This is a genomic window from Rhizobium sp. NZLR8 (genome assembly GCF_019685025.1).
GTDB lineage: Bacteria > Pseudomonadota > Alphaproteobacteria > Rhizobiales > Rhizobiaceae > Rhizobium.
Genome location: NZ_JABDVY010000008.1, coordinates 239,653 through 260,697 on the forward strand (window position 1 = coordinate 239,653; position 21,045 = coordinate 260,697).

Here is a 21,045-nt window from a genome sequence, read left to right on the forward strand (position 1 = left end):
GGTCAGCGGCTCCTTCTTGCATCATTGGCGCGCGGGTCAAGCAGCGGATAGAGCACATCCACCAAGAGGTTCGACACCATCACCAGGAACGATCCGATCAGCGTGATCGCCAGGATCACCGGATAGTCGGAATTGATCAGCGCCTGCACCGTCAGGCGTCCGAGCCCCGGCAGGCCGAAGACCAGTTCGACGAAGATCGCGCCGTTGACGATGGTGATCATGATCAGGCCGAGCTGCGTCACCACAGGCGTCAGTACCGGCCGCAGGATATGGCGCAGCGCCACGATGATCTCGGGCACGCCCTTGGCCCGCGCGGTCCGGACGAAATCCTCCGACAGCACCTCGATGACGGCAGCCCGGGTCTGGCGCACGATGAGCGCGATCGGCTGGAAGGAAAGCACGAGCAGCGGCAGTAGGATACGGACATCGAAAATGCCGCCCCAGCCATAGGGCACGCTCGCGCCCGGCAGCAGCACGATGAGGCCGACCATCAGCAGCGGCCCGGCGACATAGGCCGGGATCGCCCAGAGGAAGAGCGCGGAGCCAAGAATGGTATAGTCGAGGCGCGAATTCTGGTTCAGCGCCGCGATCATGCCGAGCGGGATCGCAACGACGGTCGTCAGGATGACGGAACAGAGGGCGAGCTGGAAGGAGACGGGAGCGGCCGCTGAGACCATTGCCCAGACGGCGCGGCCCGACGTCAGCGAGTTGCCGAATTGGCCGTGCAGCAGGTTCCAGATGTAAAGGCCGAACTGCTCGATGAAGGGTCTGTTAAGGCCAGCACTTTCGCGGATGGCTTCGATGCGCTGCGGATTATAAGCGACGTCGCCCGGTGCGCGCAGGAAGATCAGCTTGATCGGATCGCCGGCGCCGTAGAAGGCCAGCGCGTAGACGGCCAGCATCACCACCAGAACGGAGGGAATCCAGATGGCAAACCGGGTTAGCACGTAGCGCAGCATGGCCACCTCCCGTCAGTTGTTCGATGCGTTCTTGTCCTTCGCAGAAGCCCGACAGATCGCATCTCTTCTTGAAATTTGCGCGAAGACCTTGCGGCCTTCGCGCGTTTATCGCCAGGAACGATTGTTCCGGATCAACCGATGGAAATGTTCCAGGGTTCGACGATCTGCCAGTCGAGGTTCTTGTCCAGGCCCTTGACCTCCTTGGTGGCCCAGCGCGACATCGCCTGAGAATACCACGGAATGAAGGCCCAATCGTCGCGGAACGCCTTCTGGGCTTCCTGGGCAAGAGCGATGCGCTGCGGATCGTCCGCAGCCTTGGTCGTCGCCTCAGTAAGGGCGCTGTCGACCTTGTCGTTCTTGTATCCGCCGAGCTTGTTCTGCGCATTCGACGAGGTCGAGGCGATGCAGCCTGCCAAATAGGAAACGGCATCGGGAACGCGGGTGCCGACATCGTCGCGGAAGATTTGGACCGAGTTCTGGTCCGGGCCGGCATAAGCATCCTGCTGCGGCTTCATGTCGACGGCGGTGATGCCGAGGTTCTGGCGCCATTGCTCGGCGATGAACTGGGCGGCGGCCTGAATGGCCGGCGCCGAGATGCCGACGAACATGATCTTCGGCAGGCGCTCAGGTCCGCCATAGCTCGATTCGGCGAGCAGCTTCTTTGCGGCTGCCGGATCAAAGGGAAAGGGCTCGAAGCCGGAATCTTCGGCGCCCGGAACCGAGTTGAGGATCTGGTCGGCCTTCTTGTGCGGCCCGTCCGGATAGGACGCCTTGAACAGGCCGTCGCGATCGATCGCCATGATCAGCGCCTGGCGGACCTTCGGATCGTCCATCGGCGCGCGGGAGATATTGAACCAGAAGTGCTGGCTGGTCGGGATCAGCGGGCCGGCGGAGAATTCGGGGCCGAGATCCTGGATGATCGTTGAAGTGACGAGTTCCGTATGTGCGTTGAACTCGCCGGATTTGATCAGCGATGTCGCCGTCACATTGTCCTCGATCGAGGTGACCTCGATGCGCGCGAGCTTCGGCTTCGGGCCGAAGAAGTTCTCGTTCGGCTCGAAGGTGAGCTTGCCGGCGTCGATATCGATGCTCGTCAGCTTGAAGGGGCCGGAGAAGGCCGGCTTGCTGTCAGGCTTGTACCAGTCGATGATCTCCTCGCCGTCGCTGCCGCGCGACTGCGAGGCCTTGGTGATCGGCGCGATGTGGTTTGCCAGGCGCATGAAGAAGATCGGATCGGCTGCCGTCAGCGTCACGACGACCGTCCCCTCGTCGGGTGTCGCGACACCCGTCAGCTCTTTGCCGGAGCCGGCAGCGATCTCGGCGTAACCCTTGACCTTGCTCAGCACCTGGTCGGCGCGCTGGCTCTTGGTGTTCGGCATCGAGGCGACTTCCCACGATCCCTTGACGTCGGCCGAGGTGATCTTGCTGCCGTCGGAGAAAACGGCCTTGGGGTCGATCTTGAAAGTCCAGACGGCGTTGTCGGCCGATTCCCAACTGGTGAAGACGTAAGGCTTGATTTTGCCTTGGCTGTCGAAATACATCGGCGAGGCCCACCAGATCGAATTCCAGCGGAACGTCCTGCCGCCGCCGCGCAGCGGCGACCAATCCTGATCGAAGGCCGGATGTGCGACCTTGAGGACCTGGCCCTCGTCGGCCGTTACGATGCGGGCATTCATCCCGAACACGGTGAGGCCGACGCCGGCCGCAAGACCGAGCTTCAGCGCGTTGCGACGCGATATATTGGTTTTATCCGATTGATCTAAAGACATGGCATTCCTCCCAGGTGAATTCGGCAGCGCTCTCCCTGCCCCTTGCCAGGCGCAGCACAATCCGTCCCGTATCGTTCTCTCGTTATTGTAAATATGTCAACAAAAAATCGCATTTTCCATTCCAACAAAATTTCCAATGACAAATACCCATGCAATAACAATTAGTTAAATTTTACGTCTCGAAGGAATGCATTTTGTCTGCTTGACAAAAGGGCCGCAATGGAAAAGTTTTCCGCAATCCATCGCGACAGACGAATGACAATGGAATGTGCAGCCGGCCGGTTCGAACACGCACCGGCAGGACGGGACGCACCGAGGAGGGCGAAATGAGCCATCACAGGATTACAGGCGTTTTCAGCGCCGCCGCAACGCCGCTGACTGCGGACAATACGCCGGACCTCGCGCTTTTCACCGACCATTGCCGGCAGCTGCTGGCCGAGGGATGTCATGGCGTGGCCCTGCTCGGCACGACAGGCGAGGCCAATTCCTTCTCCGCAGCCGAGCGCCGCGCCATTCTGGAAGCGGCGCTAAAGGCCGGCATTCCGGCCGACAGGCTTTTGCCGGGCACCGGCGTCGTCGCCATTCCGGAGACCGTCGAACTGACCCGGCACGCGCTTTCGCTCGGCGTCACCAAGGTGGTGATGCTGCCGCCCTTCTATTACAAGGGCGTCTCCGACGACGGCCTCTTCGCCGCCTATTCGCAGGTGCTGGAAAAGGTCGCCGATACGCGTCTGCGGGTGATCCTCTATCACATTCCGCAGGTTTCTGGCGTTCCGCTCTCCATTCCGCTGATCGGCCGGCTGATTGCGGCCTTCCCGGAAACGATTGTCGGCATCAAGGAATCTGCCGGTGATTTCAACAACATGCAGGCGATAATTGCCGCCCATCCCGGCTTTTCGGTGCTGGCCGGCGCCGATCCGCTGCTGCTGCCGCTGCTGAAGGCTGGCGGTGCGGGCTGCATCACCGCAACCTCCAATCTCGTGGCGGATTCGCTGCGCACCGTCTACGACCATGTTCATGACGAAGCCCGCGCCGCCGATGTCGAGGCAGCGCAGGCGCGCATCAACGCCTATCGCACGCTTTCCAATTCCTACGTTCAGATCCCGACCATCAAGGCAATGGTGGGGTTAAAGACCGGCAATCCCGCTTGGAAGCGCACACGCGCGCCGTTGATGCCGCTGAGCGAGGCGGATTATGCCGCGCTCGCCGAAAGCTACGCCAAGCTGCCTTGAGGAGATCCGCTATGAGTTTTACCGGCCTGCCTTCGGAAGCCGTGCCCGCCCTGATGACTGGGCTTATCACCCCGCACCCCTCCATTCAGGGCCGGGCTGATGCCTATCTGCCCTCCCCTTGCATCCAGAACCATGCGGCCAATCTCGCCTTTCTGCCGGACGGCACGCTGACCTGCGTCTGGTTCGGCGGCACGATGGAGGGCATGGGTGATATTTCGATTTACATGTCGCGGCTGGCACCGGGCTCCCAGCGCTGGTCCAAGCCGGAGAAGATGAGCGACGACCCAGAGAAATCCGAGCAAAATCCGTTGATTTTCAACGCTCCGGACGGGAAAACATGGCTGCTCTACACCTCACAGACCTCCGGCAATCAGGATGGCTCTGTTGTCAAATGCCGGATATCGGGGGATGGCGGTAAAAGCTTCGGCCCGGTTCGCATCCTCTGCGACAGTCCCGGCACCTTCGTTCGCCAGCAGATCGTCGTCAACGACCGGGGCGACTGGCTGCTTCCGGTTTTCCGCTGCGTCGGCCTCAACGGCCAGCGCTGGAGTGGCGACGCCGATACGGCGGCGGTGCTGATCTCACGAGACGGCGGCGCCAGCTGGCAGATGCGCGATATTCCAGACAGTATCGGCGCCGTGCACATGAACATCCTGCCGCTCGGCGGCGACGAGATGGTCGCCTTCTACCGCAACCGCTTCGCCGAGAGCGTTCTTTCCAGCAGATCGACCGACGGCGGCGAAACCTGGAGCGTGCCCGAGCCCACCGAACTGCCGAACAACAACTCCTCGATCCAGGCTACCATGCTGAATGATGGAGCGATCGCAATGGTTTACAACCATTCGAATGCCGGCATGTCGGACGCGCGGCGTCAGTCCCTCTATGACGAAATCGAAGGCGACGAGCCCAAAGAGGCCACTATGGTCGCCGCCGATATCGGCCGCAAGGCGGTCTGGGGTGTTCCGCGTGCGCCGCTCAGCTTCGCGATATCGAGGGATGGCGGCAGAAGTTTTCCGCATCGCATCGATCTCGATACCGGCGACGGCTTCTGCCTCAGCAACAATTCGAAGGACTCGCTGAACCGCGAATTCTCCTACCCCTCGATCATCCAGGGCAGCGACGGCACGCTCCATGTGGCCTACACCTACTACCGGCGCGCCATCAAATATGTGCGGCTTGCCCCGCAATCCCTGCCGTAAGCGAGCCGGCGGCCGAAAATTGTAAATCTGTGTCCGGTCGAGCGCGAAAGCATGCAGGCTGGAACTGGCGTTGATCGGCATCGCGAGAGAATGTGACAACATCTCCGCGCTGTTCGGCACCGACGCAAATGGCGGCCCATCCTTCATGTTCGAATGCCAGTTCATCGAACAATTTACCGTAACAATCTGATATTCAATAAGATATTGACGCGCCGACGTCAGTTTGAACCGCATTTGACGCCATGTTCAGCGATAAAAATTTACTCACCTGGGAATGCTGGCTTGACATTAATCTTACAACTTTACATTAAAGACAGACGACATCGCCGCAAGGTCTTTGCAGGGAGGACTGGTTCATGGCCAGCTTGGATTCGCCAATCACGATCGTTCGGCCGCACCTGATCGAATTCGGCATCGGCACGGCGGGAAAGCTCGGCAAATGGGCTGCCGAAAAGGGCTATCGGCGCATGCTTGTCATCTCCGATGCCTTCAATGCCTCGCGCATCGACGTGCTGGAGCTGAAGGGCGAAGTGACGGTCTTTGCTGAAGTGACGCCCGAGCCGGACACGGCCAATCTCGAAAAAGTCCTGGCCGCGGCCAACGGCGCCAACGCCGAACTGATCGTCGGCTTCGGTGGCGGCAGCGCCATGGACCTGGCAAAACTTGCCGCCGTTCTTGCCGGCTCCGCGCAGACGCTGCATGACGTCGTCGGCCCCAACAAGGTGCATGGGCCGCGTAAGGCAGCACTCGCCCAGGTACCGACCACCTCGGGCACCGGCAGCGAGGCCGGCATCCGCGCGCTGGTCACCGATCCGGCCACTATGGCGAAGCTTGCCGTCGAAAGCCTGCATATGCTGGCCGACATCGCCGTCATCGATCCGGCCCTGACCTTCAGCGTGCCGGCCCGCACGACAGCCGCTACCGGCATCGACGCGATGGCCCATTGCGTCGAGGCTTTCACCAATCGCAAGGCCCATCCGATGGTCGATATCTATGCGATCGAGGGAACGCGGCTGGTCGGCAAATATCTCGCCCGTGCCGTCAAGGATGGTAACGACGGCGAGGCGCGCGCCGGCCTGTCGCTCGCCTCGCTGTACGGCGGTTTCTGCCTTGGCCCGGTCAACACTGCCGGCGGCCATGCGCTTGCCTATCCCCTCGGCACGCGCTGGCATGTTGCCCATGGCGCGGCGAACGCGCTGATCTTTCCGCATGTGCTTGCCTTCAACACGCTGGCCGCCCCGGAAAAGACCAAGACGGTGATGGCGGCTCTCGGACGTCAAACCTCGGAAACCATCGCATCCGTCTTCGATGCGGCTTACGCTTTCTGCGCCGAACTCGGTATCGAGATGAAGCTCTCCGGCCTCGGCGTGCCGGAAAGCGATCTCGACGCCATGGCCGACGATGCCTTTGCCATTCGCCGTCTGCTCGACAATAATCCGCGCGATCTCACACGTGCCGACATCCGCTCGATTTACGCAGCCGCGTTGTAGAAGGGACTTTTATGATGGACAGGAATGCGAAAGTCGCCGTGACGCTCGGCGATCCGGCCGGTGTCGGCCCTGAGGTGATCGTCAAGGCCTTGGCGGCCCTTCCGAGCGAAGAGCGCCGCGATTTCGTCATCGTCGGCAATGTCGAAGCGCTGGAGCGCGCCGACCGCGTCACCGGCACCGGTCTGCGGTTCGGGCCCGCCGATCGCCCCGGTGACGACAGGATCGCCGTAGATGAGGTTGCGCTCGGCGCGGCCCTGCCCGAGATCGGCAAGGTCAGCCCGGTCGCCGGCGATGCCTCGGTGCGCTATATCACCCGCGCGGTCGATCTTGCGATGTCTGGTGAAGCCGATGTCATCGTCACCGCGCCGATCAACAAGGAAGCGATGAACCTTGCCGGCCATCACCATGACGGCCATACCGGGCTTCTCGCCCACCTCACGGGCTCGAAGAGTTCCTTCATGCTGCTTGCCTCCGAGCGGCTGAACACCATCCACGTCTCCACCCACATCTCGCTGAAAGGCGCGATCGAACGCGCCAAGACCGAGCGGGTGCTCGCCACTATCGAAGCAGGCCATAAGCATTTCCTGAGGCTTGGCAAGAAGGCGCGCATCGCCGTTGCCGGCCTCAATCCGCATTGCGGCGAAAATGGCCTGTTCGGCACTGAGGACACGGAATTCCTGGCGCCCGCCGTCGAGCAGGCGCAGGCGAAGGGCATCGACGTCGTCGGCCCGATCTCCGCCGACACGGTGTTCGCCCGCGCCTATAACGGCGCCTTCGATCTGGTCATCGCCCAATATCACGACCAGGGCCACATCCCGATCAAGCTCGTCGCCTTCGAGACGGCGGTCAACGTCTCGCTCGGCCTGCCGATCGACCGCGTCTCGGTCGACCACGGCACCGCCTTCGACATTGCCGGCACCGGCAAGGCCAACCACGTCAACATGCTCTCGGCCATCGCCTATGCCCGGCTGATGGCGCGCTCGCCGCGGCGGGATGTTATTGAGCTCGGCGGGTCCGTACAGCCATAGTTTTGTCTAGGAAACGAGCGGTTACATAAGCAAAACATACGACTGCGCTGAGAAGCACGAAGAAGGCGAGAGGGCCATTCACCCCGATCGACCCGGCAACTGGCTTGAAAACACCGATCACACCTCGGTGCAAGATGTAGACGGGGTAGGAGATATACCCGATCCACGTCGCCAACGCCTCTAATTTTGCAGGCATCTCCAAAAAGAGGCCAAGCATCACGATGAGCGGCGCCAAAGCCATCGCGAACATCAAATCGTAATAAGGCCGCAGCACGGACGGAACCGGCGCTGCGATGCAGATCATCAGAAGCAGGCATGGCACTAAGGCGGTCCAACCCTTCCTCCAGGCGGGCATACCACCGAATAGACGGCTGATCACGACCCCTGCAGTAAATGAAAACATTACTCGTGGGAGTCCACCTATCGCGGAAGGCCACTCCCAGCCGATATTCAACATACCGTACTTAAGACCGACACAAACCAATAATGCAGCCGAGACCAAGGCAACGAGACAAAGGGCGCGGATAGAGAGCCGAAAAAGCCAACATGCAAAGAGTATGTTCACCAACAGTTCCCAGAACATCGACCATGCCGGGCCATTGATTGGAAACATCCCCTGCATTGGGTTGGCTTGAAGGAAATACATCGGGCTGGGCAGAAAAGCCCCGTTAGCAACTGTCGACACCAGCAGGTCAACGACACTTTGGCCTCTCAGCCCCCAGCTTGTCAGCAGAATGATCTGTACGAGACCGACTAAAATTCCGATCAGATAGAGCGGATAAAGACGTTTGATTCGTGCCGTCATAAACGCCTGGAATGGCAGACCGCGCGAAAGCCTTTTTCCGTAAATGTCCGCGATAATAAATCCGCTGAGAACGAAGAAAAAGTCGACTGCCAGATAAGCGGAGGGGGCATATCTCTCTTGGAAATGTGTAGCCACAACGCAAATTGCGGCAAACCCGCGCATTGCATCGAGAGAATAGTAACGGCTGCGGTCGGTAATCGAGACTCCTCCGTTGTCAATCACCGGTGGCGCATAACCGCGGTCGAGACTGGTCATCTTATCGATATCCTATGACACTTTATCTGAGGGGCGTGCACAGCGGTCGGCTCCTCCGCAGTACGGTCGCTGCGGAGGAGCCGAGATATCACGATTGATGGGCGATAGGGTCGACAATTGCGTCCCTATTGGTCTTGCGCTGCCGTACCTGCTTTATACTGCCGATCAAGACATTCAAACGAGCCCTGCAAAGGGCAAATATCAGGCAGCAGTACGCAATCCCGCCTGCAACGATTTCCACGGCCAACCGTGGATAAGGCGACCAATGAATCAGCGATTCGTGCAGGAGCAAAACGACGGCAACCATTCCCGCACAAGCCAGGCTTGGCCGAAGGAATTGCATCAGATAGGCCCCGACGCTCAGCTCTATATGCCGCGAAACCTTCCAACTGGTGATCGGCCAAAACAACAGAACTTCGACCATAATGGCGAAAACAATTGTTGTGACGCCATAGGGATAAAGAATTGCGATGGTCAGGAGCGTGAGGAGATTTCGCGCCAGCTGGTAGTAAAACCACCAATCCATCTCCCCTTGGCTCTTTATCAAGGATGCCTGCACGTAGCCGATCCCAGCCATCAACCCGATGACGCAGTAGAACCGGACTGGCCAAACGGCCTCGATCCAATGTGCGCCGAAAATAGTGGTGATCGCATCACCGGCAACTGCGGCAAGGCCAATGAACACCGGGTACGACACCAGAGAGCAGCCGAAGGTTGCCATCAGGAATGCTTCTCGAACTTTCTTCGGATCGCTTCGCAATGAGGAAAGCAACACGTGCGTGACGGATGTTAAGCCCCCGGCGATAACGTTGTTGATCATATCAAACAAACGCTTCGAAAAGTTATAGATACCGAGTGCCGATGGGCTCAAGAGCACGCCGATGATCAAGTTGTCCAAGCTCATGGTCTGTAAGAACCGAGTGCCAGAAGCAAAAAAGCCATAGTGAAGAAGGTCGTTCAGGCTTGCTCTCTTCAAGTGCAGTCCAGGCGACCACCCCGCACCCCAGAAGGCAGCGCCGCATGATGCCGCCGTGGCCGCGATCTGTGCAATCGCCAGCGCCCACAAGCCGAAGCCCGCGAGAACCAATATAAGGCAAATGCAAGCAGACGTGATCGTGGCGATGACGGTACGGACGGCCACCAGATGGAATGACATCTTTCTATTGACAATCGCATTCGGAACGATGGCCGTGAAATCGAAGAAGACCTTCAGCCCTATGATGTAAATAAGGTACGTGACTTCCTTATGCCCCACGTATGCCGCGATTGGCGACGCGGCTAAACACAAAACTCCGTAGACCAAAAATGAAAAGACGAGGGAAAGTAGGAATATGGTATCGAGATGGCTACGCCTTATTTCGGCTCTCTGTATGATTGCTTCACCAAACGCAGTCGGTCCAAAACTGCCTGCAAACGACACGATACTGAATGCCAAGGCGACAAGACCGAAATCCTGCGGTTGGAGAACGCGAGACGTCACCACGAAAACCGCGAAGGTGAGGACTGTCGGAATAAGCGTACTCATCGCCGACCAGAAGGCACCCGTTACGGCTGCGGCGGATCGGTTCTTACTGACATGGCTGAATAGAATATCATCGTCTCGTGCAAGCGACAAAACTGAGCTCCTACGGGCAATCAAACTATAGAGGGTTGAGGGACGAGATCCGGGGCGGGAAGACCGGGACGCAGATCTATCGGTCGACTTGACTTGTACCAAGCACCGTTCATCTCATACGGAAGGCGGGACATTGCCGCCAAAAGCTCACTGGCATTTGCCGCCTTTTCCACCAGGAGAGTGTCGCCAGTCCAGCTACTGATGAAGTCGTGCAGTTTGCTTCCGTTTCTCGCAACCGCGACATGCGGCTTATTGATCAAAAGACAGAGAGCATGACCATGTAAACGGTTGGTGATTATCCGTTGCGCGCCGGACAGCATCTTCACGCCATAATCGACATACCGAGCAGCGACATCCTCATGATGTTGGGCCACCATCTCGGAACGGCTGAAGCCACGCCGCATTGCGGCCTTGACGACACTCGACTTGCGCAAGCGCGACAAACTATCCGGACCGCTGATCCAATTGGTAAGGGGTCCGTCAACGATCGCTCGGGCTTCAGCTAGATCAACGTCGTCCTCTCCAAAAGGCTGCATGACGTATAATACCCTGAGAGGATCAGCTTCGAATGGTTTAAGCAGCCCGATACCGAATGCCGTGTCCGGCCCAGCTTCGACATCGCAATCGAAGTTCGCCTTTGCCAGATCGAAACTTTGCTCATCGCGCGTCATAAAGAAAAAATTGCGATGCCTCCCAATCGTACGCTTCGCGTACTCCATCAGTGCCTCGTTAGCGAAATCGATTGTCTGAGGCATCTGAATGATGGTTCGATCCGGATATTTGCACGCCAGGCGATAGCGAATATCATCTCTGCCGGTCCGAGCATCTCCGAAGTCGGCCCACCCGCAAATGAATATTGGCGCGTCGCCGGGAGTGTCTTTTATTTCATTAATACTTTGAAGTGATCCGCCGGTAAGCACCGGCAGGCGCCCTGTCACATCCTGCAATACTTTTGCCAATCCCAACCAACTTGCGTGGTGGCCGGGATCTTTATTGGATGGAAAATCCATTATAATGTAAGGTTGTCCTCTACTAACAAATTTCCTTACCGATTTAATCAACTTTTCTTGCAGTCGCCGTATTGCAACTTCGCCGAGATGATACATATATTCTACTTGCATTTTCAAAATTCGACCAGCAATTACATGCCCAAGTTTAGAAGTCAATTGGACTATCGTGCGTCATAGCTACGCACCAAACTTGCCTTACTTTTAACGTAAATAATGATGACGAGGTTCGGACCTTGCGCGCTCCGGAAGCATGACAAGGTCGTTGTGCTTGGCAGCGAAGGCAGCAGGTCGCCGCTTTTGCTCACGCCTATACCGGCGCCTTCGATTGGCGCGTTCGACGGCGGCAGACGGCGTCACCCCGACATTGGAAAGGGTAACGGCGCGGAAGGACGCGATTGCGACCGACCGCCCCATCACATCCCGAACAGACGGCGATCCCAGAAGACGGGTTGGTGGAGGCTGACCGTGAGCGATGAGAATTCCGGGTGGGCCGGATTGATCAGCACGTTGCGGTCGACGCGGGCGACGACGCTCGGCACCAGCAGGATGGCGCTGCGCTTTTCCTGGCACCAGTTTTCGCCGAACGCCTTGCTGACAACAGCCGGCATGCTGTCCCAGCCCGGCAGCGCCGGTTCGGAGAAGACCTCGTAGCTGAGCCCGCGCGGCATGGTGATCGTGACATAGTGCTGGTTGGGCGGCAGCCTGCCGCTGCCATGGACGAGCTTTTCGAGCAGCGCGGTCGAATAGTGCTCGCTCGTATAGATGATCGGGCTGCCCGACGCGTTCCACCGCCCCGGCGCGATGGTCGAGCCTGTGGCATCGAAGATCGGGTAGGTTCCATTGGGATCGCCGATGCGGACGGATGTCAGCGTGCGGTCAAGAAGCTGTGCGCTCACGCAGCGCTGCCGTATTTCAGGCTTCCAAGGATATCGAGCACGAGTTCGCCGCCGATCTCGCTCTGGATGACGACGTCGATCGGCCGCCTGTCCTCCAACATCGCATGCGGGCGAAACAGGAAATCACGCGCCTCGGCCTCGGTCTGCCAGACATCGAGCGCCAGCCCCCAGACCCGCGCGAGGCGGGCGAGCCTTATGCCCTCGTCGGAGGAGAGCCGATGCTTGGACTTGCGCCGCTCATAGGTGGCTTTGGGAACGAGCCGGTATTTGAACTGGAGATCATCAGGCGCCAGAAGCAGCGCCATGCGGTCAAGCGCCTTGACCGGCAGTCCCGCCTCAATGCTGGAAAGCAAGCCGAAGGCCGAGCGCGACGCCGGCTCCCTGGAGGGTAGCCCGAGAACATCGGCAACGGCAGCAAATCCCATCATGATCGTGGATCCTTTTCACATGAGGTTATATTTAGTCTCATGTGAGACGATGTTCAATAGCGCCATTCCGCTTATCTTCGAGAACAGCGGATTGCCGCATTCCGTCGACGGACCGGTCGCGGGAAACCGCAGCCAGGGATGCGCTCTCGCTCCCTCCACTCTTTTCCCCGAAGATCGTTCTTTTGGAAATTCGTTCCTCCTCATTCGCATTAATCTAGTTAATCTATAGACATAATTAATTGGAGAGAGTGGTAATGAGCATCGAAAAGTCCGGAAGCCGCTTCGGAAGACGAGACCTGTTGAAACTGTCCGCAGCGGCCGGGGTCGCCGTCGCCGGCGCTTCGCTGGTCGGGCAGAAGACGGTTTTGGCAGCCGACGAAGAACCGTCGCTGAAAGGCAAGCGCATCGCCATCAGCGCGACCGGCACCGATCATTTCTTCGACCTGCAGGCCTATAATGCCCAGATCGAAGAGGTAAAACGCCTCGGCGGCGAGCCGATCGCCGTCGATGCCGGGCGCAACGACGGCAAACTGGTGTCGCAATTGCAGACGCTGATTGCCCAGAAGCCGGATGCGATCGTTCAAATCCTCGGCACGCTCAGCGTCATCGACCCGTGGCTGAAGAAGGCGCGCGACGCCGGGATTCCTGTTCTGACCGTCGACGTCGGCTCGACCAATTCGATCAACAACACTACCTCCGACAACTGGGGCATCGGCAAGGACCTGGCGCTGCAGCTCGTCTCCGATATCGGCGGCGAAGGCAATATCGTCGTTTTCAACGGCTTCTACGGCGTAACCCCCTGCGCGATCCGCTACGACCAGCTGGTCAATGTCGTCAAATATTTCCCGAAGGTCAAAATCCTCCAGCCGGAACTGCGCGACGTCATCCCGAATACCGTGCAGGACGCCTTCACGCAGATCACGGCGATCCTCAACAAATATCCGGAAAAGGGTTCGATCAAGGCGATCTGGTCGGCCTGGGACATTCCGCAGCTTGGCGCGACCCAGGCCCTAGCGGCCGCCGGGCGGACCGAGATCCGCACCTACGGCGTCGATGGCAGCCCGGAAGTGCTCCAGCTCATCGCCGATCCGAATTCGCCGGCCGGCGCCGATGTCGCCCAGCAGCCGGCGGAAATTGGCCGCACCGCCATCCACAACGTCGCCAAGCTGCTCGCCGGCCAGACCCTGCCGCGCGAGACCTATGTTCCGGCACTACTCGCCAACAAGACCAATGTCGGCGAAATCACCAAGAAGCTCGGCATCGGCTGACACTGAACACGAGCGGTCCGGTCATCGCCGGATCGCTCGCAATCTTCCCGCCCGGAGAGATCGACATGACGGCCATTTCGTTGAAACAGCCGGTGACGGCACGCGACGACATCATCCGCTTTGAAGGCATCGTCAAGCATTTCGGCGGTGCGCAGGCGCTTGCCGGTGCGTCGCTGATCGTCAGGCGCGGCACCATCCACGGTCTCGTCGGCCAGAACGGCGCCGGCAAGTCGACGCTGATTAAGCTGCTGGCCGGTCTTCACCAGCCCGATGGCGGCCGGATCGAGATCGAAGGGCAAACATTCGACAGGCTGACACCGCATCTTGCCGAAGAGCTCGGCATCCACTTCATTCACCAGGATCGACTGCTGGTGCCGACCTTCACCGTCGGCGAAGCACTGTTCCTCGGCCGGGAACCACGCATCGCGGGCACACCGTTCCTCGACCGGCGACTGATGCAGCGCCGTGCGTCTGACATTCTCAATGACTATTTCGGTATCCGGTTGCCGAACGCAGCCTTGATCGGCGAATTGTCGACGGCCGAAAAGCAGATCGTGCAAATCACCCGCGCGCTCCTCAATCAGCCGAAGGTGCTCGTCTTCGACGAGCCGACGGCAGCCTTGGTGCGCCGGGAGGCCGATATCCTCTTCCGGTTGATCCGCCGTCTGCGCGACGAAGGCGTCACCATCATCTATATCTCGCATTACCTGAACGAAATCGAAGAGCTCTGCGACCACGTCACCGTGTTGCGCAACGGGCTGGACGTCGCCTCCCTGCCGATTGGGGACACTTCGGCTGGCGCGATCGCGCGGCTGATGGTCGAACGCGACATCAAGGAGATGTTTCCGAAGCCGCAGGTGACGCCCGGCGAAGACATCCTCAAGGTCGAGCAGCTGTCGGCGCCGGGGAAATATAGCGACATCAGTTTCACGCTTCGCCGCGGCGAGGTGCTCGGCCTTACCGGCCTGCTCGGCTCCGGCGCAAAGGAGCTGGTCCGCGCTCTCTTCGGTCTGGAGACAGCGGGTCCCGGCCGTATCGAGGTCGGCGGCAGGGTTGCCCGTTTCACCAATCCAACACAGGCAGCCAGCCGCCAGATCGCACTGGTGCCGGAAGACCGGCGTCGCCACGGCGTCGCGCTCGACCTCAGCGTCGCGGAAAATATCAGCCTTTCGAGCCTTGGCCGCTTCACCCGTTTCGGCTTTCTCGATCGCAGACGCGAACAGCAAGAAGTGGACGCTCTGATTGCGCGTCTGCAGGTGAAGACCAATGGGCGCGATGCCCTGCTGCGTACGCTTTCGGGCGGCAACCAGCAGAAGATCGCCATCGCCAAGTGGCTGAGCCGCCGCTCCGAGGTCTATCTCCTCGACGAACCGACTGTTGGAGTCGATATCGGCTCCAAGGTCGAGATCTATACGCTGATCGGCGAACTCGCGTCGCGCGGCGCCGGCGTCATCGTGCTGTCTTCGGACCTGCCGGAACTGATCGGCATCACCGATCGCATCCTGGTGCTCTTCCGCGGCCGCGTGGCACGGGAATTCATCTCGTCGGAGACCACGGCGGATGCGGTGCTCGCTCAATCGACAGGATCATCCGAGGGACATCGCCATGTCGGCTGAAGTGGAATTCGCGCCTTCCGGTTTTTCCGCTGCTGAACCGCCTCCCCGGCCGGCCGGCAATATTGCGGCGACCGCGTTGCGCTTCGGATCGCTGATCGCTTTCGCCGCCATCCTGATCATCTTCTCGCTGACTGCACCCTATTTCCTCAGCATCGGCAATATCGGCAATGTGCTTGGTCAATCGGCCATCTCCGGCGTGCTTGCCATTGGGTTGACGATCGTGCTGATTGCCGGCGGCTCCAATGTCGTCACCGGCGGCATCGACCTTTCGCTGGCTGCCAATATGGGTCTCAGCGCTGCCGTCTATGCGAGCCTGACACAGCTCGGCTACGGCGATGCGACAGCGATCGCCGCGGCAATCCTCACCGGCGCGCTGATCGGCACGGTTAATGCCATTGCCGTCGTCTATGCCGGCATCGTGCCGCTGCTGGCCACGCTGGCCGTCATGAACGTCGTCGCCGGCCTGGAATTGGTGCTGACCGGCAATACCGTCCTGCCGGCCTCGACGCCTTTCCTGTCGGCGCTCTCGGCCTCGGATGCTTTCGGCATCCCGGTTCTTGCCTATGTGCTCCTCGGTTTCACGGTGATCGCCGCAGCGATCGTGCAATATACCCCGCTCGGCCTGCGCCTTTATGCCGTCGGCGAGTTTCCGGACGCAGCGCGTGCGGCCGGCCTGCCGCTTCGCCGCCTGCTCGCCGGCGCCTTCGTCGCCAGCGGCGTCTCCGGCGGCATCGCTGGCATTCTGTCGGCTTCCTATCTGAGCGGCAGCACGACCGGCGCCGGCGAGATGCTGTTGCCCGTCGTCGTGACGGCCCTGCTCGGCTCGGTCTTTTCGCGCCGGCTGGTTCCGACGATCACCGGGACGCTGCTTTCGGCCCTTTTGGTCGGCTTCCTGGTCAACGGCTTCCAGCTGCTGAACATTTCGAGCACGCTGGTCAGCGGCGTCCAGGGCGTGCTCATTCTCATCGTCGTTTCCGCGACCACGTTGCTGCGCCGGCAGGAGGCCTGACCATGTCGCTCCAGACCCCTCCCCTCGCCACCATCGACTTACCGCGTCTCATCGCCGGCGGCCTGGTGCGCTATGGGCTGATCCTCGCCCTTGTTGCGGTGTTCGCCGCCTTTTCCGTGGCAACGCCGACATTCCTGACGCCTGCCAATCTGCAGAGCATCCTGGTCAATAATTTCACGCTGCTTGCCATCGTCTCCGTCGCCATGACCTTCGCCGTCGCGTCGGGCGGCATCGATCTTTCGGTGGGAACGGCGATGGATTTCGCCAGCTTTGCCTTCGTCTCGCTCGTCCTTGCCGGGCAGCCGGTGGCAGTCGCCGCAGTCGCGGGACTGGCCGCCGGAGCGTTTGTCGGTGCGTTCAACGCGCTGCTGATTTCAGGGATCGGCGTGTCGCCGTTCCTCGCCACGCTCGGCACGCTGTTCATCGGCCGCAGCGTGCAGCAGCTGCTGACCAATGGCGGCAATCCGGTCTATCTGCCGCCGAATGGCGTGCCGGAAGCCTTCCGTTTCCTCGGCCACGGCACGATTGCCGGCTTTCCGGTGCCGCTTGCCGCTGCCATCGTCGTCATCGCCGCTGCTGCCGTTGTTTTTGCCCGCACGCGTTTCGGTCGCGTCATCCTGTCGATCGGCATCCAGCCGGGCGTCGTGCGCTATTCCGGCATCGCCGCGCCGGCCCATGTCGCGGTGACTTTCATCCTGGTCGGGTTGATCGCGGCAATCGCCGGGCTGATCCTGACCGCAACCGTCACCACCTACATCCCCTCCTCGGGCAATGCCTTCCTGCTGAATGCGATCGGCGCGACCTTCATCGGCACGACGCTCAGCCCACTCGGACGGCCGAATGTCGGCGGGACCGTTCTCGGCGCGCTGCTGCTCAGTATCGTCGTTAATGGGCTGCTGCTGACCGATCTGAACTTCTATTGGCAGCAGGTCGGCACGGGAACGCTGATCTTCGCCGTGCTCGCCCTGAGCTTTGTCAGCAGAAAGGCCGCAAGCGGCACGTGAGAAAAGCAGCCAGTGCCGTCAAGTTCGGGGAAGCTGTTACCCCGCCGAGACGTCCGAAATCATCCGCGAGACGGCATTCTTCCAGCCGATGATCTTGGCCTGCCGCTCGCTCTCCTCCATCGAGGGGTTGAAGCGGCGGTCGCAGGCCCACGACTGCGCAAAATCCCGCTTGCCGGGCCAGATGCCGGCTTTCGAGCCGGCAAGCCAGGCAGCGCCGAGCGCTGTGGTCTCGCGGATCGCCGACCGGTCGACCGGATTCCCCGTCATGTCAGCCAGGCACTGCATCGTCCAATCCGAAGCCGCCATGCCGCCATCGACGCGCAGCACGGTTTCCAGCTGGTTGACGCCCCAGTCCTTCTTCATCGCCACCAGCAGGTCGAGCGTCTGATAGGCGACGGATTCGAGCACGGCGCGGGCAAATTCCGCCGGCCCGCTATTTCGCGTCAGGCCGAAGATCGCGCCGCGCGCTGCCGGATCCCAATAGGGCGCACCGAGGCCGGTGAAGGCCGGAACGATATAGACCTGCTGTCCGGGATCGGCCTTGGCCGCCAGCACCCCTGCCTCCGAAGCCTGGTCGATGATGCCGAGGCCGTCGCGCAGCCATTGAACGGCGGCACCGGCGATGAAGATCGAACCCTCAAGCGCATAGGTCGTCTCGCCGTCGAGGCGGCAGGCGATGGTCGTCAGCATCCGGTTGGAAGAGGAAACACGATCCCTGCCGGTGTTCAGCAGCGCAAAGCAGCCGGTTCCGTAAGTGGATTTCATCATGCCGGGCTCGAAGCAGGCATTGCCCACGGCCGCCGCCTGCTGGTCGCCGGCGACGCCCAGGATCGGAAGATCCGCGCCGAACAGCGCCTTGTCGACGCGGCCGAAATCATCGGCGCATTCCCTGACCTCGGGAAGCATGGCGACCGGAATGCCGAGAATACCGAGAAGCTCTTCGTCCCAAACGCCGTCATCGATGTTGTAGAGCAGCGTTCGCGACGCATTGGTCGCGTCGGTGGCGTGCACGCGGCCGCCCGTCAGATTGTAGATCAGCCAGCTGTCGATCGTGCCGAAGCAAACCTCGCCCGCCTCCGCCTTCTCACGCAGGCCGTCGACATTGTCGAGCAGCCAGCGAAGCTTGGTTCCGGAGAAATAGGGGTCGAGCAGCAGGCCGGTCTTGGCGCTGAAGAGTTTCTCATATCCATCGGCCTTCAGGCTCTCGCACATTTCGGCTGTGCGCCTGTCCTGCCAGACGATCGCACGGTGAAGTGGGGTTCCGGACCGGCGGTCCCAGACGACCGCCGTCTCGCGCTGATTGGTGATGCCGATCGCGGCAATGGCGGCGGCGTTCGTGCCGGCATCAACAATCGCCTTGCGCACGGTATCGACGACGGACTGCCAGATTTCGGCGGCATCGTGCTCCACCCATCCGGGCTGCGGATAATATTGGGTGATTTCCGCCTGCGCCGAGCCGGCCATTTTCATGTCGCCATCAAAGATAATCGCGCGCGAAGATGTCGTGCCCTGGTCGATTGAAAGAATATAGCCGCTCATCTCGTCTCCGGCTCGCACGAGATCGCTCCGCCTGCCAGAGATGGCAGGGCGCGGGCGGACGTCATGAGAGAAAGATTGTGGGTGCCACCGGCCGTAGCCGATGGCAGGAAGTGATGGCCGGAAGCCTCGTCGCCTCCGGCCGAGGTCTGCCTTACTTCGACTGCCAGCTCTTGACGAGTTCGTCGTAGTTGACGGTGACCGGCTTTTCCTTCTCGTTCTCGATCTTCAGCTGCGGCGCAAGGTTGCCCTTCTTCACCGCATCCGCGTTCCAATAAGCGAGATCATGCTCTTTGGCGAGCTTCGGGCCGATATCACCCTGGACGCCCGATTTCTCGATACGGCCCATGACCTTCTCCTGCTCGCCGCAAAGAGAATCCATGGCTTCCTGCGGCGTCTTGGCGCCGGCGGCGGCGTCACCGATAGCCTGCCACCAAAGCTGAGCCAGCTTCGGATAGTCGGGAACGTTGGTGCCGGTTGGCGACCACTGAACACGCGCAGGCGAACGATAGAACTCGATCAGACCGCCGAGCTTCGGAGCACGCTCCGTAAAGCTCTTGTCGCGAATGGTGGATTCGCGGATGAAGGTGAGACCGAGCTGGCTCTTCTTCACGTCAACCGTCTTCGAGGTCACGAACTGTGCATAGAGCCAGGCGGCTTTCGCACGGTCCGTAGGCGTCGATTTCATCAGCGTCCAAGAACCGACGTCCTGATAACCAAGCTTCATGCCGTCTTTCCAGTAAACGCCATGCGGGCTCGGTGCCATGCGCCATTTCGGCGTACCGTCCTCGTTCATAACAGGCAGGCCAGGCTTGACCATGTCTGCTGTAAAGGCCGTGTACCAGAAGATCTGCTGCGCGACGTTACCCTGTGCCGGAACCGGACCGGATTCCGAGAAGGTCATGCCCTGAGCTTCCGGCGGTGCGTAGGCCTTCAACCAATCGAGATACTTCTGGATCGAGTAGACGGAAGCCGGGCCATTGGTGTCACCGCCGCGCGCGACGCACGAGCCGACAGGACGCGACTTCTCGTCGACCTTGATACCCCATTCGTCGACCGGAAGACCGTTCGGCAGACCCTTGTCACCATTGCCGGCCATCGAAAGCCAGGCGTCGGTGAAGCGCCAGCCGAGCGACGGGTCCTTCTTGCCGTAGTCCATGTGGCCGAAGACCTTTTTGCCGTTCACGTCACGGCCGGTAAAGAATTCGGCAATGTCCTCATAGGCCGACCAGTTGACCGGAACGCCGAGATCGTAGCCATATTTCGCCTTGAAATCGGCCTTGTTCTTCTCGTCGTTGAACCAGTCGTAGCGGAACCAATAGAGGTTGGCGAATTGCTGGTCGGGAAGCTGGTAGAGCTTCTTGTCCGGTGCCGTCGTGAACTTGGTGCCGATGAAGTCGTTGATATCGAGGCCGGGGTTTGTAACGTCCTTGCCTTCGCCGGCCATCCAGTCGGTCAGGTTGCGCACCTGCTGATAGCGCCAATGCGTACCGATCAAGTCGGAGTCGTTGACCCAGCCGTCATAAAGGTTCTGTCCGGTCTGCATCTGTGTCTGGATCTTCTCGACAACGTCACCCTCTTGAATGACGTCGTGGGTGACCTTGATCCCGGTGATCGCAGTAAAGGCCGGAGCCAGAACCTGGGACTCATACTGGTGGGTGGTCAAAGTTTCCGAGACAACCTTGATGTCCATACCCTGCAAAGGCTTCGCAGCATCGATGAACCACTGCATTTCCTTTTCCTGGTCGGCGCGAGAGAGCGTCGACACGTCGCCGATCTCTTTGTCCAGAAAAGTCTTAGCCTCGTCCATGCCGGCATAGGCCGACGCGGTCATCGCCAGCAGCAAGCCTGCTGTCGTCGTCAATAAGTGCCGTCGCATAATATCCTCCCAGGGTTTGCGATTGCAGTCACGTCTCAGGCGGCCAA

Annotated in this window: 17 protein-coding genes; 8 read left to right on the forward strand and 9 right to left on the reverse strand. The window is 60.2% G+C overall.

Features of this window, described 5'->3' with window-relative positions; all coding sequences use genetic code 11:
- Window positions 1-2: 2 nt before the first annotated feature.
- Both HJB89_RS19410 and HJB89_RS19415 read right to left on the reverse strand, forming a co-directional pair.
- Entirely contained in the window at window positions 3-959 is a 957-nt protein-coding gene (locus tag HJB89_RS19410) for an ABC transporter permease (RefSeq protein WP_207585808.1), read from the reverse strand.
- A gap of 131 nt (window positions 960-1,090) precedes the next feature.
- On the reverse strand, window positions 1,091-2,728 hold the full coding sequence (locus HJB89_RS19415; RefSeq protein WP_207585809.1) for an ABC transporter substrate-binding protein: 1,638 nt from the start codon (window positions 2,726-2,728) through the stop codon (window positions 1,091-1,093).
- Window positions 2,729-3,054: 326 nt separating this feature from the next.
- Here HJB89_RS19415 and HJB89_RS19420 point away from each other — a divergent pair, with 326 nt between their 5' ends.
- The 4 genes from HJB89_RS19420 to pdxA all read left to right on the forward strand — a co-directional run bounded on the left by HJB89_RS19420 (window position 3,055) and on the right by pdxA (window position 7,677).
- Window positions 3,055-3,960 carry a dihydrodipicolinate synthase family protein gene (locus HJB89_RS19420; protein WP_207585810.1) on the forward strand — a complete coding sequence of 302 codons (906 nt, stop codon included), beginning with the start codon at window positions 3,055-3,057 and terminating at the stop codon, window positions 3,958-3,960.
- 11 nt (window positions 3,961-3,971) lie between these two features.
- Window positions 3,972-5,159, forward strand: coding sequence for an exo-alpha-sialidase (locus HJB89_RS19425; RefSeq protein WP_221116241.1), 1,188 nt, complete (start codon window positions 3,972-3,974; stop codon window positions 5,157-5,159).
- 356 nt (window positions 5,160-5,515) lie between these two features.
- The gene (locus HJB89_RS19430; RefSeq protein ID WP_207585812.1) at window positions 5,516-6,649 is read left to right on the forward strand and encodes an iron-containing alcohol dehydrogenase; all 1,134 of its coding nucleotides are present in this window, start codon (window positions 5,516-5,518) and stop codon (window positions 6,647-6,649) included.
- A gap of 14 nt (window positions 6,650-6,663) precedes the next feature.
- Entirely contained in the window at window positions 6,664-7,677 is a 1,014-nt protein-coding gene (pdxA, locus tag HJB89_RS19435) for a 4-hydroxythreonine-4-phosphate dehydrogenase PdxA (protein WP_207585918.1), read from the forward strand.
- Here pdxA and HJB89_RS19440 read toward each other — a convergent pair.
- From HJB89_RS19440 to HJB89_RS19460, 5 genes are all read right to left on the reverse strand, one after another.
- On the reverse strand, window positions 7,646-8,737 hold the full coding sequence (locus HJB89_RS19440) for an acyltransferase (protein WP_207585813.1): 1,092 nt from the start codon (window positions 8,735-8,737) through the stop codon (window positions 7,646-7,648). The two genes, pdxA and HJB89_RS19440, sit on opposite strands and share 32 nt — an antisense overlap.
- Window positions 8,738-8,825: 88 nt before the next feature.
- Entirely contained in the window at window positions 8,826-10,352 is a 1,527-nt protein-coding gene (locus HJB89_RS19445) for a lipopolysaccharide biosynthesis protein (RefSeq protein WP_207585814.1), read from the reverse strand.
- A gap of 20 nt (window positions 10,353-10,372) precedes the next feature.
- Entirely contained in the window at window positions 10,373-11,458 is a 1,086-nt protein-coding gene (locus HJB89_RS19450; protein ID WP_207585919.1) for a polysaccharide pyruvyl transferase family protein, read from the reverse strand.
- Window positions 11,459-11,775: 317 nt separating this feature from the next.
- Window positions 11,776-12,258 carry an RES family NAD+ phosphorylase gene (locus HJB89_RS19455; RefSeq protein ID WP_221116240.1) on the reverse strand — a complete coding sequence of 161 codons (483 nt, stop codon included), beginning with the start codon at window positions 12,256-12,258 and terminating at the stop codon, window positions 11,776-11,778.
- On the reverse strand, window positions 12,255-12,686 hold the full coding sequence (locus HJB89_RS19460) for an antitoxin Xre-like helix-turn-helix domain-containing protein (RefSeq protein WP_207585816.1): 432 nt from the start codon (window positions 12,684-12,686) through the stop codon (window positions 12,255-12,257). The genes HJB89_RS19455 and HJB89_RS19460 overlap by 4 nt, the downstream gene beginning before the upstream one ends.
- A 254-nt stretch (window positions 12,687-12,940) precedes the next feature.
- Between HJB89_RS19460 and HJB89_RS19465 the strand changes: the two genes are divergently transcribed.
- The 4 genes from HJB89_RS19465 (at window position 12,941) to HJB89_RS19480 (ending at window position 17,583) form a co-directional block, all read left to right on the forward strand.
- Window positions 12,941-13,954, forward strand: coding sequence for a sugar ABC transporter substrate-binding protein (locus tag HJB89_RS19465; RefSeq protein ID WP_207585817.1), 1,014 nt, complete (start codon window positions 12,941-12,943; stop codon window positions 13,952-13,954).
- Between the two features lie 65 nt (window positions 13,955-14,019).
- Entirely contained in the window at window positions 14,020-15,570 is a 1,551-nt protein-coding gene (locus HJB89_RS19470; RefSeq protein ID WP_221150411.1) for a sugar ABC transporter ATP-binding protein, read from the forward strand.
- Entirely contained in the window at window positions 15,560-16,579 is a 1,020-nt protein-coding gene (locus HJB89_RS19475) for an ABC transporter permease (protein WP_221150412.1), read from the forward strand. The genes HJB89_RS19470 and HJB89_RS19475 overlap by 11 nt, the downstream gene beginning before the upstream one ends.
- Before the next feature lie 2 nt (window positions 16,580-16,581).
- On the forward strand, window positions 16,582-17,583 hold the full coding sequence (locus tag HJB89_RS19480; RefSeq protein ID WP_221150413.1) for an ABC transporter permease: 1,002 nt from the start codon (window positions 16,582-16,584) through the stop codon (window positions 17,581-17,583).
- A gap of 36 nt (window positions 17,584-17,619) precedes the next feature.
- Here HJB89_RS19480 and glpK read toward each other — a convergent pair whose 3' ends face one another.
- Complete coding sequence (glpK, locus tag HJB89_RS19485; protein ID WP_221116236.1) at window positions 17,620-19,122, reverse strand: glycerol kinase GlpK; 1,503 nt, start codon at window positions 19,120-19,122, stop codon at window positions 17,620-17,622.
- A gap of 151 nt (window positions 19,123-19,273) precedes the next feature.
- The gene (locus tag HJB89_RS19490; protein ID WP_207585822.1) at window positions 19,274-20,998 is read right to left on the reverse strand and encodes an ABC transporter substrate-binding protein; all 1,725 of its coding nucleotides are present in this window, start codon (window positions 20,996-20,998) and stop codon (window positions 19,274-19,276) included.
- Between the last annotated feature and the right edge of the window lie 47 nt (window positions 20,999-21,045).